11 protein-coding genes are annotated in these 22,455 nt (G+C 65.2%); 2 read left to right on the top strand and 9 right to left on the bottom strand.

The genetic code is table 11. The features are described 5' to 3' along the window. Window positions 1–277: 277 nt before the first annotated feature. The gene (locus tag LVJ94_35605) at window positions 278–12,100 is read left to right on the top strand and encodes a tetratricopeptide repeat protein (GenBank protein WXB02230.1); all 11,823 of its coding nucleotides are present in this window, start codon (window positions 278–280) and stop codon (window positions 12,098–12,100) included. A gap of 807 nt (window positions 12,101–12,907) precedes the next feature. Here the strand turns inward: LVJ94_35605 and LVJ94_35600 are convergent. From LVJ94_35600 to LVJ94_35580, 5 genes are all read right to left on the bottom strand, one after another. Next, on the bottom strand, window positions 12,908–13,411 hold the full coding sequence (locus tag LVJ94_35600) for a GNAT family N-acetyltransferase (protein WXB02229.1): 504 nt from the start codon (window positions 13,409–13,411) through the stop codon (window positions 12,908–12,910). 17 nt (window positions 13,412–13,428) lie between these two features. Beyond that, a complete protein-coding gene (locus LVJ94_35595) occupies window positions 13,429–14,193 on the bottom strand; it encodes a trypsin-like serine protease (GenBank protein WXB02228.1) in 765 nt (254 codons plus the stop codon). Between the two features lie 80 nt (window positions 14,194–14,273). Continuing rightward, entirely contained in the window at window positions 14,274–15,026 is a 753-nt protein-coding gene (locus LVJ94_35590; GenBank protein ID WXB02227.1) for a trypsin-like serine protease, read from the bottom strand. A 32-nt stretch (window positions 15,027–15,058) separates the two neighbouring features. Further along, entirely contained in the window at window positions 15,059–15,898 is an 840-nt protein-coding gene (locus tag LVJ94_35585; GenBank protein ID WXB02226.1) for an SDR family NAD(P)-dependent oxidoreductase, read from the bottom strand. A 32-nt stretch (window positions 15,899–15,930) separates the two neighbouring features. Beyond that, complete coding sequence (locus LVJ94_35580) at window positions 15,931–16,653, bottom strand: SDR family oxidoreductase (GenBank protein ID WXB02225.1); 723 nt, start codon at window positions 16,651–16,653, stop codon at window positions 15,931–15,933. A gap of 97 nt (window positions 16,654–16,750) precedes the next feature. On the opposite strand from LVJ94_35580, the gene LVJ94_35575 reads away from it, so the two are divergent. Continuing rightward, the gene (locus LVJ94_35575; GenBank protein WXB02224.1) at window positions 16,751–17,326 is read left to right on the top strand and encodes a TetR/AcrR family transcriptional regulator; all 576 of its coding nucleotides are present in this window, start codon (window positions 16,751–16,753) and stop codon (window positions 17,324–17,326) included. Between the two features lie 64 nt (window positions 17,327–17,390). On the opposite strand, the gene LVJ94_35570 is transcribed toward LVJ94_35575, so the two are convergent. The 4 genes from LVJ94_35570 to LVJ94_35555 all read right to left on the bottom strand — a co-directional run bounded on the left by LVJ94_35570 (window position 17,391) and on the right by LVJ94_35555 (window position 22,427). Continuing rightward, window positions 17,391–18,146, bottom strand: a complete 756-nt coding sequence (locus LVJ94_35570) for a trypsin-like serine protease (GenBank protein WXB02223.1) — start codon at window positions 18,144–18,146, stop codon at window positions 17,391–17,393. Window positions 18,147–18,584: 438 nt separating this feature from the next. Next, entirely contained in the window at window positions 18,585–19,754 is a 1,170-nt protein-coding gene (locus LVJ94_35565) for a hypothetical protein (GenBank protein WXB02222.1), read from the bottom strand. A 79-nt stretch (window positions 19,755–19,833) separates the two neighbouring features. Beyond that, window positions 19,834–20,853 carry a hypothetical protein gene (locus LVJ94_35560; GenBank protein ID WXB02221.1) on the bottom strand — a complete coding sequence of 340 codons (1,020 nt, stop codon included), beginning with the start codon at window positions 20,851–20,853 and terminating at the stop codon, window positions 19,834–19,836. A gap of 110 nt (window positions 20,854–20,963) precedes the next feature. Further along, window positions 20,964–22,427, bottom strand: a complete 1,464-nt coding sequence (locus LVJ94_35555; GenBank protein ID WXB02220.1) for a S41 family peptidase — start codon at window positions 22,425–22,427, stop codon at window positions 20,964–20,966. Window positions 22,428–22,455 lie beyond the last annotated feature (28 nt).

The following is a 22,455-nucleotide window of genomic DNA, read 5'->3' as shown; positions in this document are numbered from 1 at the left end:
AGGTTCGGAAGCAAGCCAGAACGCGCGACATTGCGCGACATGTATGGAGTCAGACCGACGATCTCTACGGTGGGGTCACCTCTTTTCGAGGTGGGCTCCCCGTTTGTCGCGGCGTTGGATCAAGGCTCACAGCACCTTCTGCGTCTGATAGCTTTACTGTCCGTGTCGTCCTCCCACAAAGGGCCCTCGCTTCCTTCCGCGGTGGCGGAAATTCGAGCCTCCCTAGGGTATGGGGGAGAGGCGGCCGCATGCCGGTTGTAATAGCCGAGGGATTTTCATGGATCTGCAAACGCGTATTTCGCTACTCGAGGCCAACCGGGATTGGCAGGGGCTGATCGAGGAGCTGGAGAAGGGCATCGCCGGGGCGGGGCAGAACGTCGCCAAGGCTGCGTTCCATCTCCGCTTGGGGCGCATCCTGGACGGCAAGTTCCTCTTGGGCGTGAAGGCGCTCAAGCACTTCCAGGACGCCTACAAGCTGAACCCGCAGTTGACCGAAAGCCTCGAGGCCGCACGCGGCATTTACTGGGACCTCGGCAAGCTGAACATGGTCCAGAAGCTCATCGAGTTGGAGCTCAAGGCCGTGCAGCAGGGCATGCCTGCGAGCCTCCTCCTCTGCGACCTCGGTGACGTGCTTTGCGACGTGGGCGATTACGACAAGGCGACGGCCACGTACGCCCGCAGCCTCGCGGCGAGCGGCGGCGCGAACAAAGAGGCCAGCGCGTGCCTCGAGGACGTGCAGGCGGAAAGCGGCTCGTGGCAATCGCAGGTTGCGGCTTTGCTTCGCGCCGGTCAGGCGGAGACGCAACCCAAGGCCAAGGCGCGCCTCTTTTTGCGCGCCGCGCGCATCACCAAGCGCTTCGCGCCGGACGAGGCCGAGTTGCAGCTCGGACGCGCGTACGCCGCCGACCCGCTGTCGAAGCCCACGGCCGCCGTCTTCGAGGGCCTGCTGTCCGAGCAGGGAAAGCTCGACGAGCTCGAGTCGGTGCAGCAAGAGATCCTCTCCGAGGTGAGCGATCGGCGCGAGCGCGCGCAGTACGCGATGATGTTCGGCAAGCGCTGGGTGCAGCGCCACCAGAACATCGACATCGGCGCCCGCTTCCTCGAGGCCGCGGTCAAGCTCGACCCGGACAACGAGGGCGCGTTTCACTTCTTGCGCGATGCGTACGGCAAGAAGGGCGGCGATTGGAACCGCGTCCTCACGTTGGCCGAAGAAGCGGCCACGCACGCGGGCGAGAATGGCAATGCGACGTTCCTGCTGGTGCAGGCGGGGACGATTGCGTGGCGCGAGATGGGCAATTTGATCCGTGCGCGCTCGTCGTTCGAGCGGCTGGTGACCATTGCGCCCGAGCACCCGCAGCTGCGCGCGTTCGAAGCGCAGATTGGTGAATCGTTGCACAAGGCGAAGGCGCCGCCGCAGGATGACGTGGCGTCCATCGCGCCGCCGCCGCAACTCTCGGAGCGTCCCCCCGCTTCGGAAGGTGTAAGCCTCTTGGATCGGTCCGTGCCGGAGGAGTCGCCTCCGCCGCCTGCGACCGACGTGGTGACCGAGCCTGCGCGCCCCGCGACCAGCGATGCGCCGTCGGCGGATCCCGAGCTGATCGTCGGCGAGACCACGGAGCAGGTCTCCATGGTCGACGAGGACGAGATCGGCCTCATCGAGTCGGTGTCGCCGCCCGCGGGAGCCGGGACGCTGATTGCGCCGCCTCCGCCCCCGCCGCCCGTTCCGTCGTCGCCGTCGTTGCAAGCGTCGCCTGCTGCGCCGGCCGTGCGCACGTCGTCGCAGCAGCTTTCCGCGGTGGGCCCCGCAAGCGCGCGCTTGCCGGTACCGCCGCCGAGTGGCCGCTTGCCGGTGCCGCCGCCGTCCACGCCCATGGTGACGGAGCCGCACATCTCCGTGCGCCCCGAGGCCGCGGCGCCGGCGACCGAGCCGCCGCCCGCGAAGCTCACGAGCGTGCCGCCTCCGGCGGTGAGCGCATCGCAGCCTCCCGGAGCGGCCCCCCAAGCCGGGCCTGGGGCCCCCGCGGACGAAGGAAAGATCGCCGAGCTGCGTGCCCTCGCGCAGAAGCAGGAGAGCTCGAAGCGCTTCAACGAGTACGTGAAGACGCTCTTGCAGCTCGCCGCGGCCGTGCCCGATGCGGAAGAGAAGGTCTCGCTCTACATGAAGGCGGGCGAGCTTTACGTCACCAAGTTCGCCAACCAGGCGGAGGCGGTGAAGGCCTACGAGCAAGTGCTGCTCTTGCAGCCGGAAAACTCGACGGCCGTCGACTACCTGCGGCAGATGTACGAGAAGCGCCGCGATTGGGAAAAGCTCCTCGGGCTCGAGCGGCGTGAGGCGGAAGCCCTCCCGCCGGGCGGCGAACGCGCGGCGAAGTACCTGGAGATCGCGAAGCTCGCCACCGAGCGCGTGAAGAAGCCCGACGTGTGCATCGTTCTCTGGAACGAAGTGCTCGCGAGCGACGACGCCAACGCCGAAGCCCTCGGCGCGCTCTCCATGCTGTACGAGCGCTCCAAGGATTACGAGAAGCTCGCCGACGTGCTCCACCGCCAAGCGGAGATCACGTACGACCCGAAGCAGAAGGTGGCCACGCTCACCAAACTGGGCACCATCTTCGGCGATCGCCTGAACAACGACGAAGGCGCGGTGCAGGCCTGGCGACAGCTCCTGGCCATCGACCCGTCGGATCGCAAGGCGCAGGAAGCCGTCAAGAAGAAGTACCTCGCGCTCGGCCGCTGGGACGATCTCGAGGTCTTCTACGCCGAGACGGGCAAGTGGGACGAGTTCATTCGCGTCCTCGAGCAGCAGGAAGGCAAAGAGCCGGAGCCGTCGGCGAAGATTGGTCTGCTCTTCAAGATTGCCCAGCTCTGGGCGGAGAAGAAGCAGAAGAACGATCGCGCCGCCAAGGCCTACGAGAAGGTGCTCGACCTCGAGCCGAGCAACCTGCAGGCCGCCGAAGCGCTCATCCCGATCTACACCGCGTCGAACAACAGCAAGGCCCTCGCCAACGTCATCGAGGTCAAGCTCGGTCACGTCGACGACGCGGAGATCAAGCTGCAGCTTTTCCGCGAGGTGGCTGGCCTCTACGAAGGCCGCGTTCGCGATCCCGAGCGCGCGTTCCAGCGCTACCTGTCGGCGTTCGAGCTCGCACCGCACGACGAGCAGGCGGCGCAGGACGTCGAGCGCGCCGCCAAGATCACCGGCGGCTGGGACAAGCTGATCGAGAGCTACACGCGGGCCATCGAGGCGGCGAGCCTCGAGCACAACGCGGAATTGGTCATCGTCCTGCGCCTGAAGCTCGGTCGCATCCTCATCGACGAGGTGGGGCGCATCGACGACGCGCTGGCGGCGTACCGCTCGGTGTACGAGGCGGACGGCGAGAACCAAGAGGCGCTGTCGGCCCTCGAGCGGCTCTATCGTGAGACGTCTCGTTACAACGAGCTTCTCGGCATTTACGAGAAGAAGCGCGACCTCGCGCACGATCACCAAGAGAAGAAGACGATCAACTACGAGATCGCCAAACTCTACGAGACGGAGATCAAGGACGTCGATCGCGCGATCGATACCTACAACGCCGTTCTCGAGGACGAGGCGACGGACGCGCGGGCCTTGGCGGCCCTCGACGTTCTCTACGGGCACCTCGAGCGCTGGCAGCCGTATGTCGACACGTTGCGCCGCCGCATCGACCTGGACAACCCGGAGGCGCAGCTCATCGACCTCAAATTCCGGCTCGGCACCGCGCTCGAGAAGCACCTCGACGATGCGGCGGGCGCGCTGGAGAACTACCGCGAGATCCTGTTCATCAACGCGCAGCACGAGGGGGCACGCCTCGCGCTCGAGGCGATGCTCGGTCACTTCTCCTTGAAGGCCGATGCGGCCGCCATCCTCGAGAACATCTACGAGGAGCGCCGCGATTGGGAGAAGCTCATCGAGGCCCTCGAGATCCTCGCGGTGAGCGAACACGACATTCAACGTCGCGTCCAACTCAAGAGGAAGATTGCGCGCATCAGCACGCAGTCGCTCTTCAACCACCCGCGGGCCTTCGAGGCCTTGTCGGCGGCGCTCCGGGACGACCCCGCGCTCCGCGACACGCGGTTCGAAATCGAGCAGGTGGCCGACGTCTCCGAGTCGTGGCGCCAGCTGGTCATGCTCTACGAGCACATCGCCGCGGAGCTCAGCGACGCGGTGCTGGCGCGCGAGTACTGGATGAAGGTCGGCGCCATCGACGAACGCCTCGGCGAAGTCGATGCGGCGGCGCGCGGTTACAACCAGGTGCTCACGCTCGATGCGGCCGACGCCGAGGCGCTGTCCGCGTTGGAGCAGCTCTTCACGCGCACCGATCGCTGGCTGGACTTGATCAACGTGATCCAGCGGCGCATCGACTTGGCCGTCGAGCCGGACCAGCGCGAGGCGTTCCTCGTGCAGACTGCACGTATCTACGACGAGCAACTGCACGATCCGCACGAGGCCGTGTCCTCGTACCGCAAGGTGCTCGAGCTCGACCCGTCGAGCCTGCGCGCGCTCGCGGCGTTGGATGCGCTCTTCAGCCGCCAGCGCATGTGGACGGAGCTGGCCGAGAACCTCGAGGCGCAGCTTGCGCTCGCGATCGACGACCAGGCGCAGCTCGCGCTCATGCTCCGCCTCGCGTCCCTGCGTGAGACCGAGATGGGCCAGATCGACGTGGCCATCGAGGGCTACCGCCAGGTGCTCGAGCGCGAGCCGACGAACGATCAGGCACTCGCCGCGCTCGAACGACTCGGTCAGGACGCGAAGTACGAGCTCACCATCGCCGATCTGCTCGAGCCGCTGTACCGGCACTTGGGCGATTACCAGAAGCTCATTGGCGTCCACGAAGTGCAGGTGCGTCGCAGCGACGATGCGATGCGCCGGGTGGAACTGCTGCACCAGATCGCCGAGCTGTACGAAGGTGCGGCGGGCGATCTCGATTCGTCCTTCGCGACCTTGGCGCGGGCCCTCAAAGAGGATCCGGGCAGCGCGGAGACGCAGCAGGGACTCGACCGCGTGGCGCGCGCCACAGGCCGCTTCCACGATCTCGCGCAGGTGTTCCAGTCCTTGGCGGCGGAGACCACGCCCTCCGACGAGGGCGGGCTCACCGAGCTTCCCAGCGCCCTCTACATGATGAGCGCGCGCGTTTACGAGTACGATCTCGGCGAGGTCGACACCGCGGTGTCGCTCTACCGCCGCGTGCTCGAGATTGCGGCGGGCCATCTGTCCGCGGCCGAGTCGCTCGAGCGCTTGTTCCGCGCGACGGAGCGTTACGCGGATCTGTCGCTCATCCTGCAAAAGAAGGCGGACATCCTCGAGGACCTGCCGGAGAAGAAGGAAGCCCTCTTCCAGGCGGCGGCCATCGAGGAGGACGTCCTCGAGCAGCCCGAGGCGGCGATTGCCGTCTACAACAAGGTCATCGACCTCGACAGCGACGATGTTCGCGCGCTCGATGCGTTGATCAAGCGCTACCTGGGCCTGTCGCGCTGGGCCGACTTGATGCGCATCTACGCGAAGAAGGCCGACCTGGTCGTCGACGCGGACGAGAAGAAGCGCATCTTCTACCAAGTCGGTGCGGTGTACGAGCACGAGCTCGGCGACGTCGAGAACGCGATCGACACGTACAACAAGATTCTCGAGCTCGATCCGGACGATCTGCAAGCGCTCTCGCGCCTCGACGTCCTCTACGAGCAAGCGCAGAACTGGCAAGAGCTGCTCGGCATCCTGACCCGCGAAAGCGAGATGACCGCCGACTCGGCGGAGGCCATCAGCTTCCAGTACCGCATCGCGGATCTGTACGAGAAGCGCCTCGACGACGTGCAGCGGGCCATCGAGCTTTACCGCGAGATCCTGCAGCAGATGCCCGACCACACGCCGACCTTGCAGGCCCTCGAGGGCCTCAAGTCGGGCGACCGCGATCCGCTCGGTGCGGCGGCGGTGCTCGAGCCGGTGTACGAGGCGGTCAGCGATTGGCCGCGCCTCATCAGCGTGCACGAAGTGCAGGTGCAGCACGCGAGCGACCCGTTCCAGAAGGTGGACCTGCTCCACCGGATTGCGCGTCTGTACGAGGACGCACTGGACAACCACCACTCGGCGTTCGACACGTACGCGCGGGCTCTGACGCTGGACAACGGCAACGAGCTCACGTTGCAGAACCTCGAGCGGCTCGCGATGGTCGTGAATCGCTGGCCGGAGGTGGGGCGCCTCTACGATGCGGAGCTCGACAAGCTGCTCGAGACGCCGGATCGCTTGGTGGAGCTCGGGCTGCGCACGGCGCAGATCTACGAGATGCAGCTCGACGACGTCGACAGCGCGATTGCGCGCTTCCGGCGCGTGACCGACTCCGACATGGAGAACCAGACGGCGATCCGCTCGCTCGATCGGCTCTTCCTGCAAACGGAGCGCTGGCACGACCTCGCGAACGTCCTCGAACGGGAGGCCGAGATTGGCCAGACGCCGGACGAGATCCTCGAGTTCAAGTACCGTTTGGGCCAAGTCGAAGAGACGCGGCTCGGGAACCTGGACGCGGCGATTTCCGCATACCGAGACGTCATCAATGCGGCGCCGGAGCACGAGCAGACGCTCGAGGCCCTGGAGCAGATCTTCGCGCGCGGTGAGAAGCAGGTGGAGGTGGCCGAGATCCTCGAGCCGCTCTACCGGCAGATGGGCGAGTGGAACAAGCTCTCCGATGTCATGGAGGCGCAGCTCTCGCACATTCCGCCGCAGCCCGTCGCCGATGCGGCGGGGCTCGAGCACGGTGGAGAAGAGGAGCGTCTCGCGCAGTACTACCGCATCGCGGAGCTGCACGAGGAGAAGCTGCTCGACACGGCGACGACCCTCGCCGTCTACATCCGTTCGCTGAAGGAGTACCCGCTCGACGAAAAGACGGGCGAGGAGATTCCGCGCCTGGCAGCCACCGTCGACGGCGGCTGGGAGGTCGTGGCCAACGCGTACGCCGACGTGCTCAGCGTGCACGACGACCCGAACGTCCAGCGGCTGGTCGGCAAGCGCCTGGCGAAGACCTTCGAAGACGAGCTGGCGGACGTCGGCAAGGCGGAGGAGACGTATAAGTACGTGCTCGGCGTCGAGCCGCTCGACGTCGATGCGTTGGCGAACCTCGATCGGATCTACCTCTCGCTCGAAGCGTGGAGCGAGCTGGCCCAGGTCCTCGAGATGCGCGTGCAGGCCACGAGCGACAACCTGGAGCTGGTGGAGCTCTACGCGCGCCTCGGCGAGATTTACGAGACGCGGCTCGAGCAAATCCCGGACGCGATCCGCGCGTACCGGCGCATCTTCGACGACCTCGAGAAGGCGCACGAGGGCGCGATCTTCGCGCTCGGGCGCATCTACGAGAATCTCGGCAACTGGGCGGAGCTCAATGCGGTCTACGAGCGCGAGCTCGAGAACGCGTCGGGCGACGTGCAGGAGGCGGACATCCGCGCGAAGATCGCGCACCTGGCCAGCTCGAAGCTCGGGCAGCCGGAGCGCGCGATCAACACGTGGAAGGTCGTGCTCGACTTGCGCGGTGAGGATCCGGAGGCGCTCGGCGCCTTGGCGAACCTTTACGAGAACCAGCAGCAGTGGCGGGACCTCGTGGAGATCCTCGAGCGCGAGTACGAGATTGCGCCGAACGACGACGATCGCGTGAACATCCTCACGCGGCGCGCGCGCGTCTTCACCGACAAGCTCGGGCGCGATGAAATGGCGCTCGAGGATTGGAACCGCGTCCTCGACATCGACTACGCGAACCTCGCCGCGCTTCGTTCGATTTCCGCGATTCGGCGGCGCCAGGACGATGCGAACGAGCTCGTGGCTGCGCTCCACCAGATCGTGGACCGCGCCTCGCAGCTTCTCGACGCGGACGAGCTGAAGGAGATCTTCCGCGAGCTCGGCAAGACGTACGGCACGGAGCTGCAGCAGCCGTACGACGCCGCCGATGCGTGGCGCAAGCTGCTCGAGGTCGGGGCCGACTTCGAGGCGATGGACGCGCTCGAAGCGATCTACCGCTCCGAGGAGAAGTGGCCGGACGTCATCGAAGTGAAGATGCTCCGCGCCGACGCGCTCGACGACAAGCACGAGAAGATCGAGGAGTACCGCACGGTCGCTTCGATCTGGACGGACACGCTGCTGGAGCCGGATTCGGCGACCTTGGCGTACCAGAAGATCCTCGACGTCGAGCCGACGAGCCAGGAAGCATTCGGCGAATTGGAGAAGAGGCACTCGGCCGGCGGGCGGTGGGAGCCGCTCATCGAGCTGTACCTCTCCTGGTTCGAGACGCGCAGCGAGACGCCGGATCGCACGGAGCTTCTGCGCAAGATCGCCCGCGTCTTCGAGGAGCACCTCGACGACAAGAACCAGGCCTTCGTGGCCTTGGTGAACGCGCTCGCGGAAGACTTCCACGATCGCGAGACGGCGAAGTACCTCGAGCGCATGGCGCAGGCCACCGGGCGCTGGGGCGAGCTCATTCAAACGGCAAACGGCTGGCTCAAGGAGCAGACGGAGAACAAGGAGAAGATCCGTCTCTGCCTGCACCTGGCCAAGTGGTACGGCGACGACCTCGGCCACCCCGAGTACGCGCAGCCTTACTACGCGCAGATCGTTGCGCTCGACCCGAACAACGTGGGCGCGCTTCGTCAGATGGGGCAGCTGTATCGGAAGAATTCCGATTGGCAGCGCCTCGGGCAATCGCTCACCCGTGCGCTCGACGTCGCGATCAACGACGTCGACCGCAAGGAGATCATGACGGAGCTCGGCGAGCTCCTCGATCAGCAGATGGCGCAGACGGACCAAGCCATCACGCAGTTCACGCGGGCCCTCGAGGTCGACGGGTTGTACATCCCGGCCCTCGAGAACCTGGAGCGGATCTACGCTTCACGCGGGCAGAACCGCGACCTCGTCGACGTGCTGTCGCGCAAGGTGCCGGCGCTCTCCGATCCGACGGAGATCGCGAACACCAAGCTGCGCATGGCCGGTCTCTACGAGACGAGCCTGAACGATCCTTCGCGGTCGGCGCAGGTTTACCGCGAGGTGCTCGACATCGATGCAGGGAATCTGCAAGCGATGCGCGGGTTGGTACGGGTCTACGAGACGCTCAAGCAGTGGCCCGAATTGGTCCGCGTGCTCGAGGCGGAGCTCGACGTGGTCTCCACGGAGCGCGAGCGCATCGACGTGTTGATGCACTTGGCGAAGCTGCAAGAGGAGCACTTCGTCAAGGCGGACATCGCGGCGCAGCGGCTCGAGCAGGTGCTCGAGATCGACGCGAACCACGAGGAGGCGTACTTCTCGCTCGAGCGCAACTACCGCAAGATGCGGCAGTGGCTGGAGCTGATTAACACCTACGAGCGCCACGTCTCGGCGACGAACGACCGCAAGACGAAGGTCGATCTCTACGGGTACATCGCGCAGGTTTACGCCGACGAGGTGCAGGATGCGGAGCGCGCGATCGACGCGTACCGCAACATCGTCGACCTCGACGAGGCGAACATCGAGGCGCTCGACGCGCTGGCGAAGCTCTACGACAAGGAGAACGACGCCGAGCAGTCGATCGAAATGATGACGCGCGTGGCGGAGCTCACGCAAGACACGCGGCAGCGCGTGGAGGCGTACTACCGCATCGGCAAGGCCCTCGACGAGAAGCTCGGCGACCGCGTGTCGGCGCAAGAGCGCTACGAGATGGCCATCGACATCGACCCGTCGCACTTGCCGTCGCTCGCGTCGGTGCGTGCGATTGCGATGGACAATGCCGACTACGACAAGGCGGCGCGCTACATCGACCAGGAGCAGAGCTACACGCAGGCGGCGCGTCAGCGGGCGCGTTTGCTGGTGGAACTCGGCAACCTGCGCGAGACCCAACTCGGCGATCACGACAGCGCGATTCTGGCCTTTGAGGCCGCGCGCGAGGCGGACGACGAGAACGAAGACGCCGCGATGCCGCTCATCGACGAGTACATCACGCGCGAAGAGTGGGACAAGGCGGAGCCATTGCTCGATCTGGTGGTGCGCAAGGCCAGCAAGCGCGATCGGATGGAGCAGCACGATCTGAACAACAAGCTCGGCCAGGTCTGCTCGGCGCTGGGCAAGGACGACAAGGCGCTCAAGGCGTACTTGGCGGCCCACCAGCTCGATCTGACGGACCAAGTGACCATTCGCGGTTTGGCGGAGGTGTCCTTCCGTCTGCGCGATTGGGGTGCGGCGCTCACCAACTTCCAGAAGGTGCTGACGTCGCTCTCCGAGAGCGAGACCGAGGAGCGCGCGAACGTCTACTACAAGCTGGGTTGCATCAAGCGCGAGCAGGGGCAACCGAAGCAGGCGATCAACAACTTCGAGAAGGCGCTGGGGGTCGACAACGCCCACCGCCCGACGCTCGAAGCGTTGGTGGGGCTCTACGCGGAGCTCAAGGACTGGAAGCAGGTCGTCGCGTACAAGAGGCAGATCCTCGACAACGTGTACGAGGGCGACGAGCGCTTCAAGATGCTGGGCGAGATTGCGGACATCTGGAACGACCAGGATCGCAATCCGCACAAGTCGATCGAGGCATTGGAAGAGGCGCGGGACATCAAGCCCGACAGCCATCCGCTGCTGCACAAGTTGCTCGCGCTGTACCAGGGGACCGAGAACTGGTCGAAGATGATCGACACCATCCAGCAGATTTCCGAGCTGGAGAAGGATCCGGTCCGCAAGAGCAAGTTCATCTACACGATGGCGCAGATCTACCGCGACAAGGAAGGCGATCACGATCGCGCGGTGGAGCTGTTCAACGAGGCGCTCGATCTGAATCCGACGTTCTTGGAAGCGTTCGAGCGCATCAACAAGATCCTCACGGCGAAGAAGGATTGGAAGGCGCTGGAGCGCGCGTTCCGGAAGATGCTGCGGCGTCTCTCGAGCGCGAACGCCAACAATCCGGACCTCGAGTACAACCTGTGGCACAACCTCGGGTTGATCTACCGCGATCGTTTGAACGACGTGGCGAGCGCCATCGAGGCGTTCAAGATGGCGACGCGCTACAAGCCCGACGAGGCGGTGGAGCGGCAGATCCTGGCCGAGCTTTTCGAGGCGACGGACCAGATGGAGGCAGCCATCGGCGAGCACGCCATCGTGCTGCAGAAGGATCCGATGCGGGTCGACCCGTACCGCTCCTTGTACAAGCTGTACTTGAAGCAGCACGAGTACGATCGCGCATGGTGCATGTGCGCGGCGCTGGCGTTCCTGCACAAGGCGGACGAGGAAGAGCAGCGCTTCTTCGAGGATTATCGCCCGCGCGGGATGATCCAAGTGAAGAGCCGGCTCGACAACGAGCAGTGGGTGAAGAATCTCTTCCACAAGGACGAGAACATCTACATCGGGAAGATTTTCGAGATGATCACGCCGGCCGCGATCGTCGCGAAGACGAACCAACTGCGCGCATCGCGGCAGCTGCCGGTGCTCGACAAGCGGTTCAAGCAGGATCCGGCGACGAGCACCGTGACGTTTGCAAAGACGTTCGGCTGGGCGGCGCAGGTTCTCGGTGTGAATCTGCCCGAGCTCTACGTGCGCAACGACGTGGCGGGTGCGCTGGTGGCGGTTCCGGCTTCGCCGCCGGCGAGCGTCGCCGGTCAGACCGTGCTCACGGGCTTCTCGCCGCAGGAGCTGACGTTCATCGTCGGCAAGCACCTCTCGTATTACCGCGGTGAGCACTACATCAAGAACTTGTTCCCGACCCTGAACGAGCTGAAGGTGATGCTCTTCGCGGCGATCAAGATCGTGATGAACGACTTCTCCGTTCCGGCGGAGATGGCCCAGGCCGTCGGGCAGACGGCGCAAGAGTTGGTGAAGTTCATGCAGCCGGTCCAGCGCGATGCGCTGCGGTTGGTGGTGCAGCGCTTCATCGAGGACGGCGCCAAGGCCGACTTGAAGCGGTGGATGCAAATGGTCGAAGTGACCTCGACCCGCGCGGGGTTGCTGCTCTGCGCGGACTTGGAGATCGCGAAGAAGATCATCAGCGCCGAGCCGCAACTACCGGGCGATTTGGCCCCGGCCGACAAGCTGAAGGAGCTCATCGTCTTCAGCGTGAGCGAGCAGTACTTTACCCTGCGCAAGACGCTGGGCATCGCGGTCGGCTAAGGAGAGAGAGAATTCACAGGAAGGCGGGAAGGGTTTTTGGGTTGGGCGCGGTGGCCCGGTTCCACGAACCTTCTCGCTTCCCGGTTTTGGTTTTGGATCCGTGACTGGGCCAACCTGCTTGCTCGAGACCTGAGCTTTGGGGTGCCGACGTTGGCATTTGCAGGCGCTCGGGGCTGGGATGAGCGACTCGCGGCGGTGGCGGCTGTCCGGGACAGGCGGATGGGCTGTCCGGGACAGGCGGATGGCTGTCCGGGACAGGGGGCGCCGGTGCGGCGCGGGCTCTTTTTCGGCGCAATACGGATTGGCACCGTGTTGGCAATGAGGCGGGTCAGACCTCGCGGGTGCGGAGCTCCGGAGACCAAGCTCGCAAGGTCGCAGATCAAGATGATGGGTTGCCGCAAGGTATGAGTGGGAGGCAACAGCCCTCCGCATGCCCGTTGACAGTTGGAGCCACCCCTACGGGGGTCCAGCCGGCGGGAACAACATGGGGAGCGGTGACGGGACGCGCAGCGGGTGCGGACCGGTGGCCGAAGACCTCGTTGGGGAAGCTGCGCAGTCAACTGCTCGCATCCACCGGACTTTTCTTACCCCTCATTTTTATCTGGCAGAGAGAACGCCAGAAGAAGACCGTCTGAGATTGCGCGGAGCGCGATCACGCACCCGTTTGTCCCCCCCTCCCACCGCCTTGCGAGTGCCACGCTCATCTGCACATCGGGAAACGATAGGGCGGGCGCCCTTGGTCCATAGGCCAACCAACAAGCGCACCGCTCACCAACAAAAAACTTCCCGTCTTCCTGTGAATTCTCTCTAGCGAACCGCGACGCGCTTGACGTATCGCTGGCACGGGACGGGGATGGGCTCGCCCGCGCCGCCGGCCATGTACACGAAATGGCCTTCGTCGTGCCAGCCTTGGCGCTCGTAGAACGCGCGGGCGCGCCCGTTGCCGGGAGAGACGGCGAGCCAGGCGCGTTCGTGGCCGTTGGCGGCGACGAGGCGTTCGGCTTCGTCGAGGAGAATGCCCGCGATGCCGCTGCCGCGGCGGTGGCCTGCGAGGTAGACCTGTTCCACCTCGTCGTCGACGACCATGACGAAGCCGACGACCTCGCCCTCGACGACGGCGACGACGGTGTCGCCGATGCGTTGGGCGGCGCGCTCGTAGAAGGATGCTTCGGTCCTCACCGCCACGAGCGCGTCCGGGATGTTGCCCAGGTGGCCGTCGCGCCAGCCTTGGTACCAGATCACCGCGACCGCCTCGGAGTCGCTGGGGATGGCGGGACGAAGGGTTACGGCACTTTCGGCGATCTTCGTCATCGTCGACGATACTAACGCTACTGGAGGTACTGGTCGATGAAGCTCGTATAGAGATCGACTCGCGTGTAGTTCGCCGTAAGCAGACAAAGAATGAGCCCGTAGGATGTCATGCCGACGATGGTCTCCTTGCCGTCGATGTTCAGCAGCGCGGGGCCGCCGGAGTCGCCGTTGCACGCTTTTTGAAGCAGATTTCCCGTCTCCAGCGTCTTGTCGTTCATCGACACGACCGACACGGTGACCTGACGCTTCGTGCCGGCGCCGGTTTGCGTCACGCCGTTGTCGAGTCCATAGCCCACGAGGCGCACGTTCTTGCCGACGACACTCGACGGAAGCGGTGTGCGGATGAACGGAATGGGCACGATGTTCGTGGGCTGGGCAAGGATCACGACGCCGATGTCGTGTCCGTTCGCGAGGTTCGAGGCATCGAAGGCCGGGTCCGCGTGGACCTCTTTGGTGGCGAGCCACTGCGACGAAGGAACCTGTTGGAACACCGGGCCGGGGACCACGTAGTGGATGGCGCCAGGATCGACCTCGGTGATGCAGTGGGCCGCCGTGAGAACGACGGTGGGCGAGATGACCTCGCCCGTGCAGAGGGCGCCTTGGGTGGCTCCCGGTGCGCGCGCATACACGGCGACGACGGCGGGATCGCCCGGGTCGACGGTGCCGCCCACGATCTCGTCCGACGTCTGCGCGGAGACGTCCGCCGTCTCGCCCCCGCACCCCGTGACCGACGCTGCCAAGACCGCGCTGACGTGAAAGATGAAAAGAACCGCGTGTTTCATCGCTCCCTCCAAATCGCGAATCGGTGGTGGAGGAAGGAGGTAACATGGCGGACTCTTCCATGTCCAGCGGATCTTTGTAGCTACAAATAGCGCTCGATGAAGTCGGTGTAGAGATCGACCCGCGTGTAGAACGCGTCGAACAGGCAGAAGATGTATCCGTACGACGTGATGCCGACGATGGTCTCCTGGCCGTCGATGTCGAGAAACGCCGGGCCGCCCGAATCGCCGCTGCACGCTTTTTGAAACAGGTTGCCCGTTTCCAACGTGACGTCATCCATCGAAACGATGGGAACGGTGACCGTGCGCTTCGTGCCGGCGCCCGTTTGGCGGAATCCGTTGTCGAGGCCGTAGCCCACCAGCCGGACTCGGTGCCCAACAGCCTCGTCGGGCAACGGCACCCGTAAAAATGGGAGCGGCCGGATGGTCGTTGGTTTGGCGAGGATCACCACGCCGATGTCGTGCCCAGCCTCGAGGTGCGCGGCATCGAAGGCCGGATCGGCGTGCACCTCCTTGACCGCGAGCCACTGCGACGCAGGAACACTTTGGAACTTGCCGCCCGGTACCACGTAGTGCACGGACCCCGGCGTAACCTCCGTGATGCAATGAGCAGCCGTCAGAACGACGGTGGGCGAGATGACCTCGCCCGTGCAAAGCGATCCTTTGGTTTCGCCGGGAACGCGCGCGTAGACCGCAACGACCGCGGGATCGGCGGCATCTTCGTTGCCCCCGATGATGGCGCTCTGGGACTGGCCGGTCATCTCGGACTCGGCGGCCTCCATGGTGCACGCCACGCACAGCATTGCTGCCGCGCAAATGAATGCGCCTTTCTTCATATATCGATATCCCCCTCGAGCAATAGGATGCGCTAACTCAAGAAAGGCGCAGCGAGTTCTTCGGAGGCTTTTCGCAGGCGCGCGCGTGCCGTGCGGTCGTAGGCCTGGGGGAGCGGGCGTGCCGTGCGCTGTTGATCGAAATAGAGTCCGTTGGGACTGTCGCTCAGGGCGTGGCGTGTGACGAAAAGGATCGCGTCGGCGCCTTCTCCCGCACTGCCGAGGGGGCGGACGCCGGCCTGGCGCACCATGTTCGTATCGAGGTACGTGCCGGGGTGAAGGGCGTGCGTTTTGATACGCGGGTGGCTCTCCGCGAGATCGAAGGCGAACAAGATTTGTGCGAGCTTGCTTCGGCAATAAGCTGACACACCCGAATAGTGGCGCTCGAGCATCAGATCGTCGAAATCGAGATCTTCCTGACCAATGGACGAAACATGGATGACGGCGCGCGGGATGCGACCTGCGGCGATGAGGTTTCGCGTCAGGACGAAGGTCGCTAGGTAATTGACGGCGAAGCGAAGCTCGAATCCGTCCTGGCTGATTTCGCGCTGGCTGCGGCTGCCGCCGGTGCCAATGCCGGCGTTGTTGATGAGCACATCGAGTTGGGGTACTTGGGCAACGATTTGTTTTGCGAGCTTCGCCGTGTCGGCCAGCGACGCGAGATCGGCTCGAAAGCCGCGCGGGGCGTTGACGCCGCGTTCGCGCAGGGAAGCGAGCGTGCGTTCGATTTTGTCGGCGTTGCGGCCGTGGACGTACACGATGGCGCCGGCGCGCCCGAGCTCTTCCGCGGTGACGGCACCGATGCCGTCGGTGGAGCCGGTGACGAGGATGTGGAGGCCTTCGAGGGAGGTCGCTTCCGTGTTCGAAGAGGGCATGGCGCTATTCTGGGGTTACGGAGGGGAATGCGTCACGCTCTTGAAGCAACGAGACGATGGCCGCCGTCGATTTCATAGACGGATCCGGTGACGAAGGCGGCGTGGGCGAGGAACCACACGAGCTCCGCGACCTCCTCGGGGGTACCCACGCGGCGAACCGGTAAGTTGGCGCGAGCGCGGTCGAAGAATCCAGCTTTGACGTCGGCCGGGACGTCGTTCCACCATGGCGTGTCGACCACGCCCGGAGAGATGCCGTTCACCCGAATCGGCGCGAGCTCCAACGCTAGAATGGGAATGACCGATTCGATGGCCGCATTGATGGCCGTGAGGCCCGCGGTGCCCGGAGCCACCGACCGCGCCGACGCGGCGCTGATGAAGGTGATGGAGCCACCTTCCTTCCTCAGCGTGGAGAGGGCGGCCTGCGCGACGTTGAGCTGCGGGAAGAACTTGCCCTCGAAGCCGGATCGCACGTCCTCGAGCGGTAGCTCGCGGAAGAGCCCCGCGCCTTTGCCGCCGCTGAGGGCAATGACCAGGTGATCGAAGGCGCCTTGGTCGCGAAAGAATGCATCGACGTCCTCCCGCCTGGATGCGTCGACCGATGCGATCTCCACGCCGCTCAGCCGGCCGCGAAGCCCTTCGAGCTTGGTGCGATCGCGCCCCACGGCCACCGTGCGTGCGCCGTGGCGATGGGCCAGGGCGGCCACGGACTCCCCGATGCCGGAACTGGCTCCGAATACGATGATGGTTTCGCTCATGATCGGGATCCTCTCATGGTGCTCGGGAAACTATTGTGAGACTAACAGTCTCGAAATATAACGAGACTCATAGTCTCGTCAACGGGTGGAGCCGAACATGGATCGTCCCAGGGTGGGCCGAAAGCGGAGTGAAGAGTCGAAAATGGCCATTCTCGCGGCCTCGCTGGAGCTTTTACGCGAGCGCGGATACGGCAAGGTCACCGTCGACGCCATCGCCGAGCGCGCGGGGGTGGGCAAGCAGACGATGTACCGCTGGTGGCCGTCGAAGGCCGACGTGGTGCTCGAGGCCCTCACGGAGACGGCACGTACCTCGATTCTCGATCGCGATTCGGGCGATCTGGAGTCGGATTTGCGCGCCTTTCTCACGGCGACGTTTCGCGCGCTGAATGGGCCGCAGGCTCTCGGTGTGGTGATGCGCGGCCTCATGGCCGAGGCCCAGCTCGATCCCGAGTTCGCTGTTCGCTTCGGCGAGTACATCGCCTGGCGTCGCGCGGTGCTCTCGAGCATCGTTCAGCGCGCGGTCGAGCGCGGAGACGTGGCCAAGGGCACGAGCATCGAAGCGCTGGTCGATATGCTCTTTGGAGCGATGTGGTATCGGCTCTTGTTGGACCGCCCCATTGGCCCAAAATTTGCGGCGACGCTGGCAGATTTGGCCACGCGCGCGGTGCGCTAATTAGCGGGGGACGGAATCGCATCGGAGTCGGAGGCCATCCTCCGACCCCGATGGCTCGATCTCGCTATTGCAAATACTGGTCAATGAACGCCGTGTATTTGTCCACGCGCGTGTAATAGCCATATCCAAGGCAGTAAATGATGCCGTACGAGGTGACGCCCACGATGGTCTCTTTGCCATCGATCTTCAGGAAGGCGGGCCCGCCCGAGTCGCCGTTGCACGATTTCTTGCTGAAGGTTCCCGTCTCCAGGGTCTTGTCGTCCATGCTGTTGACCGGGACGGTGACCTCGCGTTTGATGCCCGCGCCGGTCTGGCCGAAGCCATCGTTCAAGCCGTAGCCCACCATGCGCACGCTTTTGCCGACCGTGCTGTCGGGCAGCGGGGTGCGGACGAAGGGGAGCGGCGTGATCGACGTGGGCTGGGCGAGAATGAGCACGCCGATGTCGTGGCCGTTGGGCAGATTGCTCGCGTCGAATTGCGGATCGGCATGGGTCTCTTTGACGGCCAGCCATTGTGCTTCGGGGACTTCCTTGAATTTGAATCCCGGAATCACGTAATGCACCGAGCCGGCTTCGACCTCGGTGATGCAATGCGCGGCGGTAAGCACGACCGTGGGGGAGATGATTTCACCCGTGCAGAGTGCACCTTTCGTGGCGCCGGGAACCCGGGCGTAAATGGCGACGACGGCCGGATCGTTCGGATCGTCCACACCGCCTATGATCTTTTGGTCGGTCGACTCGTCCGTGGGAGCTTCATTGCGTGTTTCGGCGCTGCAACCCGCTGCCAACAGAGCGACCGCCCAAAGCCATGCTTGTTTCATCGCATTCCTCCATCACCACGGCGCACCGGCTTAGCCGTTCGCCTCACGGAAAAAATGGACGACGAGATCCCCGTTCCCCCGGGCAAACCCGTCGATGGGTGAAGGGATCGGCGTATCATGAACAATTCACACGCGTCCATCTCAAATCCGCAGATTGCCAATCAGCGAAACGCTATTTGCGGCGCTTACTAGCTGAAGAAGAGAATCACAGGAAGACGGGAAGACGGGAAGACGGGAAGACGGGAAGTTTTTGTTGTTTCCAATTCGCCCCGTGAGCGAATTGGAAACCTCAAAAAAAGCGTTCCGCGACGTACGAGCCGTAAATCCTTCCCGTCTTCCCGTCTTCCTGTTCAATCTCTCTGAGGCCGATTGACGCGCATGGTGTCGCGGTGGGTCGCGAAGTTCGTATTGGCTCGCGACCCTCGTGCGAAGTCGCGACTAAAATGCACCTTCGAGCGCCAGCCCTTTGGCGTTCGAAAGGACCATGGGGACGGGGCGGATGAATCCCGTCGACGGAGCCGGCGCGGCTTCTTTGCCGGCCTTGGAATTGTGCACGCCGGCGACGATGAGCCACGTGGCGCCGAATACTGCGCCGGCGATGCCCACGCCCAATGCGATATTGCCTACGGTTGCGTTCTTATCGACTTTGTCGTTGTTGTCGCGCAGCGCACTGCATGCCGCGCCGTAACGCGTCACCGTGTTTGGGTCGGTCGATGTGCAGGTTCCCTGGGTGCCACCGTTGCTTCGGATTTCGTTCGCCACGGAGTCGGCCGAATCCTGTGCGCTCTGCTTGAAGAAGTAGAACGCGAGGGCGGTGCCGAGGCCCGCGGCACCGATGCTGGCGCCCACGATACCGGGGACCAGCGACCATTTGCCGCTCGACTCGGCAGGCGGGGGCGTCGTGGTCCCGCCGATCGGTTCCGACGGCGGTGTGTCGAGTGCCGAGGGCGTGCTCGATGCGGGGCCACCGGGCGGCGTGGTCGTCGTGGGGGCGGGGACGGGCACCGGTGCAGCGGCGGCGGGGGCCTCGGGGGCGCTGAAGACGACCTTCACCTTATCGCCCGGGCCGGGGGTGACGCTCTTCACGTCGGCCGTGCCGTCGGACAGCTTGGCGCGGACCATATGCGTTCCCGGTTCGACATCCACCGCGTCGCTGAGTGGGGCGGCGCCGAGGGACGTGCTGTCGACGGAGATTTCGGCGCCGGTGGGGGCAGAGATTTCCAAGCGACCGAGCTTCGACCGCGCTTCGGTGAGGCCTCTTTCCGCGTCGCTGCGCTGGGCGGGGGTCATCGAGGTGGACTCCCGCAGGAACTGCTGGAAGTACTTCACCGCCTCCATCGGGTGGCCGCTCTTCAAACTGCTCTGCGCGAGGTTGAGCAGCACGGCGGGGTGCTTGCGCAGGGCGTAGGCTTGCAGGAACGCGGCACGTGCGTTCTCGTATTGGCCCTTGTCGTAATACTGGACGCCCTCCTGAAAGCGGGCGCGCGCGGCCTTCGTCGAGGCCTCGTCGGATTGAGCCCATGCCGGGCTGCCCACGCTCACGCTCACCAGGAGCGGCGCAAGCGCAACGATCAAACCCGCGGCGATGGATCGCGTGTGCCTTTTCATGTCGGAGCTAAACTAACCCACGGATTCGCAATCTTCGATCACGAATCCTCGTATCCCGAATCCGGTGGGTGTCGCTCGGTCAAAATGGAACGTCCCGCACGATCCCACCGGAGGCGTTCCCCTTGGGGGCAGGCTTGGATGCTGGCGATGGCGCGGGGGCAGCCGGGGCGGTGTTGTGCGAGGGGGCCACGGCGCGTGGTGGCGCAGGCCGGGACGGCGCGGTGTGCTCCTGCGCCGGCTCCTTGGGCGCGGGCCGCTCTCTCTCCTTCGCCACGGCGGGGTCTTTCGGCGCGGCCAGGGGCTCCTTCGGGGCCGCCACGGGTTCCTTCGGCGCGGCGACGGGGTCCTTCGGGGCGACGGCGGCGGCCTGCGGCTGCGCGGGCGGCGGAATGTCGACGCGGGCGTTGGAGACGCTCGGTGCCTTTTCGTCGGCCGGCGCGGTGACGCCGGCGCCGGCGCCGGGTGATGCTGCCGGTGCCTCCGGCTCCGAGGAACGCGTGGCGAAGAAGAAAACGGCGACGATGACGACCGCGGCCGCGGCCAGGCCGACGTAGAGACCTTTGCGCGATCGCTCGGCGGGGAACGGCTCGAGCTCCTCCGCGAGGCTCGTCTTCTGCCATTCCTTGACGGAGGCATCCACGGCCACCGCCACGTCCGACTTGGGCTGCGGTTCGCGCAGACCTCGGGACTGGGACGTCGACGGCTCCGGTGCCACGCTCCTGCGCGCCGGTGCCGGTTGCGACGGAGCACTCGCCCGAGGCGCCGCTTGCGGAAACACAGGTGGCGACGACACGCGTGGAGGCGGCGGCGCCGAGGCCAGTTCGCCGGCGGCCGGCACCGATGCGCGCACGATTTCCCCCGCGGCGGGCGCAGAAACTCCGTTGCGCCCGTGCGTGCCATTGTGCGACGACGCTTCCCCATTCGATTCGCCGCGCAGCTGGTCCCACTCTTGCGGCGTCAGACTGCGGTTGCCCATGGAGAAGGGGGCATCGTCGAGCTCCCACGACGGCTTGATGAGCGCCGCGAGACGGTCGAAATCCTCCGCGGAGGGCGCCTTCTCATGGGGCCCTGCCGGCTTGTGCATGGGCGAATCAGCCATGAGGGAGTAGCCTAACATCCGACGCGGTGTCCGACAAACGGGGCCCTTGCAGATAAACGGGCAAGCCCATCCACTCGCGTCGCGAATTCCCCGGGCGCCAGGAAGATGCGCTACCGAGAACGAAGTTCGTCGACTGCACGTGCGAGCTCCGGATCGATGCCGTTGTGGAAATCCTCGGCTGTGGGGGTTACCTCGATGTTAGGAACGATGCCGATCCCGTGAAAGCGAGACCCGTCCGTGTGAAGGATCTCCATTCCGGTGAAGGTGAAGGAGAGCGCACCGGGAAGAAATAGGGTCGTGATGTTGCCGTTCGTCCCCGCGCTCCGACGTCCGACGATGGCGGTGAGCCGTTTGGCATCGACGAGCATGGTCGAAAAGTTCTCCGCCGCCGAGATGGCCGATGGTCCGATGAGCAACACGATGGGGCCCGTGTACGACGGGTCCGTCAGCACACCGGGGTCGAACGACTGGGGAGAGAACGTCTGCGACGCGGGCCGGACCACGGGAACGTTGAAAATTGGCGAGGAGAACGAATACGGAATGAGCCGTGCGGCCGCCTCGTATAAGGAGACCGCCGGATAGCCGCGCATGTCGAGGATGAGCCCCTCGGCATCGCGAGCCTCGGCGAGCGTCTGGCGAAACGCGGCGGTGTCCGCAAGCGTCTCGGTCATCGTCGTGTAGTAAAGCTTCGGTGCACCCAGATCGCCGAGCCATCCGGGCGGGCGATGGGTCGCGGCGGTGCCGAACGCAAAGTAGTCGTCCGCCGAAACGGGTTGCACGGTGACGGCGCGATGCGTGCCATCGGGCGCACGAAGGCCGAATTCGGTGGGGCCGGGCAGCCTGAGCATGCTGCGCATGATCTTCAGGCGCAAACTGCCCTCGGTGGAGGCGGACGACAACGGCCTCTCGCGCGCATACCAATCGGCGACGGAGACGCTGCCGACGCGCACGATGGTATCGCCCGGGTGCACGCCTTCGGCGCTGGTGCGGCGCACGACGGGTTCGCCGTTCACGTCCTCGAGGACTGCCGCGAAGTAGCCGCCGGACACGGGGGTGGAGGAATAGTCCCCCGCGCCGACGTGCCCGTCGTGAAGCGCCTCGCCGAAGCGCCGCAGCAGGTTCCGCACGGAGACGCGATCCAGGCTGGGCAGCGCTTCCAGCGCGTCCATCGTTTCGTGCAAGCGCGCGTCGATGTGATCGCCCGTGACCTTGAAGTATGGGAAGAAGCGACGGGCTGCACCGTGCACGGCCAGCAAGGCTGCGCGGGCTTCGCCGAGGCCCAGCGCTTCGGGTTGTGGCTGCATCCCGGGAACGATGGGTTCGAGCTTCGGGCGGTTCGCCGGGCCGGTTGCCCGCGCCGGCGGTGTGCCGAGGTCCGCGGTCCGGCTTGCGCCTTGATCGAAATCCTGCGCCGGAAAATCGGCGGGCACTTCATCGGGCCAGCGCGCATCGCCGGCGTAGAGCTCTTGGGCGCGCCACGCGAGCCCGCCATTTTTTACGGCGGTCCATCGCGCCTCGGCCGCTTCGGCGCGCACGCCCTCGCCGGCGATCCATGCACGATTCGCCAGGCGCAACGTGATCGCGAGCTCCGCGGCCTCGGGG

This window comes from Sorangiineae bacterium MSr11367 (assembly GCA_037157805.1).
Classification (GTDB): Bacteria; Myxococcota_A; Polyangia; order Polyangiales; family Polyangiaceae; genus Pendulispora; species Pendulispora rubella.
Note: the sequence above shows the minus strand (reverse complement) of the source record. Positions and strands in the feature narration are given on the sequence as shown.

Excerpts from the sequence above, each read along its gene's own strand:
- LVJ94_35605 (WXB02230.1), top strand. The coding sequence starts at position 278 with ATGGATCTGCAAACGCGTATTTCGCTACTCGAGGCCAACCGGGATTGG.
- LVJ94_35600 (WXB02229.1), bottom strand. The coding sequence starts at position 13,411 with ATGACGAAGATCGCCGAAAGTGCCGTAACCCTTCGTCCCGCCATCCCC.
- LVJ94_35595 (WXB02228.1), bottom strand. The coding sequence starts at position 14,193 with ATGAAACACGCGGTTCTTTTCATCTTTCACGTCAGCGCGGTCTTGGCA.
- LVJ94_35590 (WXB02227.1), bottom strand. The coding sequence starts at position 15,026 with ATGAAGAAAGGCGCATTCATTTGCGCGGCAGCAATGCTGTGCGTGGCG.
- LVJ94_35585 (WXB02226.1), bottom strand. The coding sequence starts at position 15,898 with ATGCCCTCTTCGAACACGGAAGCGACCTCCCTCGAAGGCCTCCACATC.
- LVJ94_35580 (WXB02225.1), bottom strand. The coding sequence starts at position 16,653 with ATGAGCGAAACCATCATCGTATTCGGAGCCAGTTCCGGCATCGGGGAG.
- LVJ94_35575 (WXB02224.1), top strand. The coding sequence starts at position 16,751 with ATGGATCGTCCCAGGGTGGGCCGAAAGCGGAGTGAAGAGTCGAAAATG.
- LVJ94_35570 (WXB02223.1), bottom strand. The coding sequence starts at position 18,146 with ATGAAACAAGCATGGCTTTGGGCGGTCGCTCTGTTGGCAGCGGGTTGC.
- LVJ94_35565 (WXB02222.1), bottom strand. The coding sequence starts at position 19,754 with ATGAAAAGGCACACGCGATCCATCGCCGCGGGTTTGATCGTTGCGCTT.
- LVJ94_35560 (WXB02221.1), bottom strand. The coding sequence starts at position 20,853 with ATGGCTGATTCGCCCATGCACAAGCCGGCAGGGCCCCATGAGAAGGCG.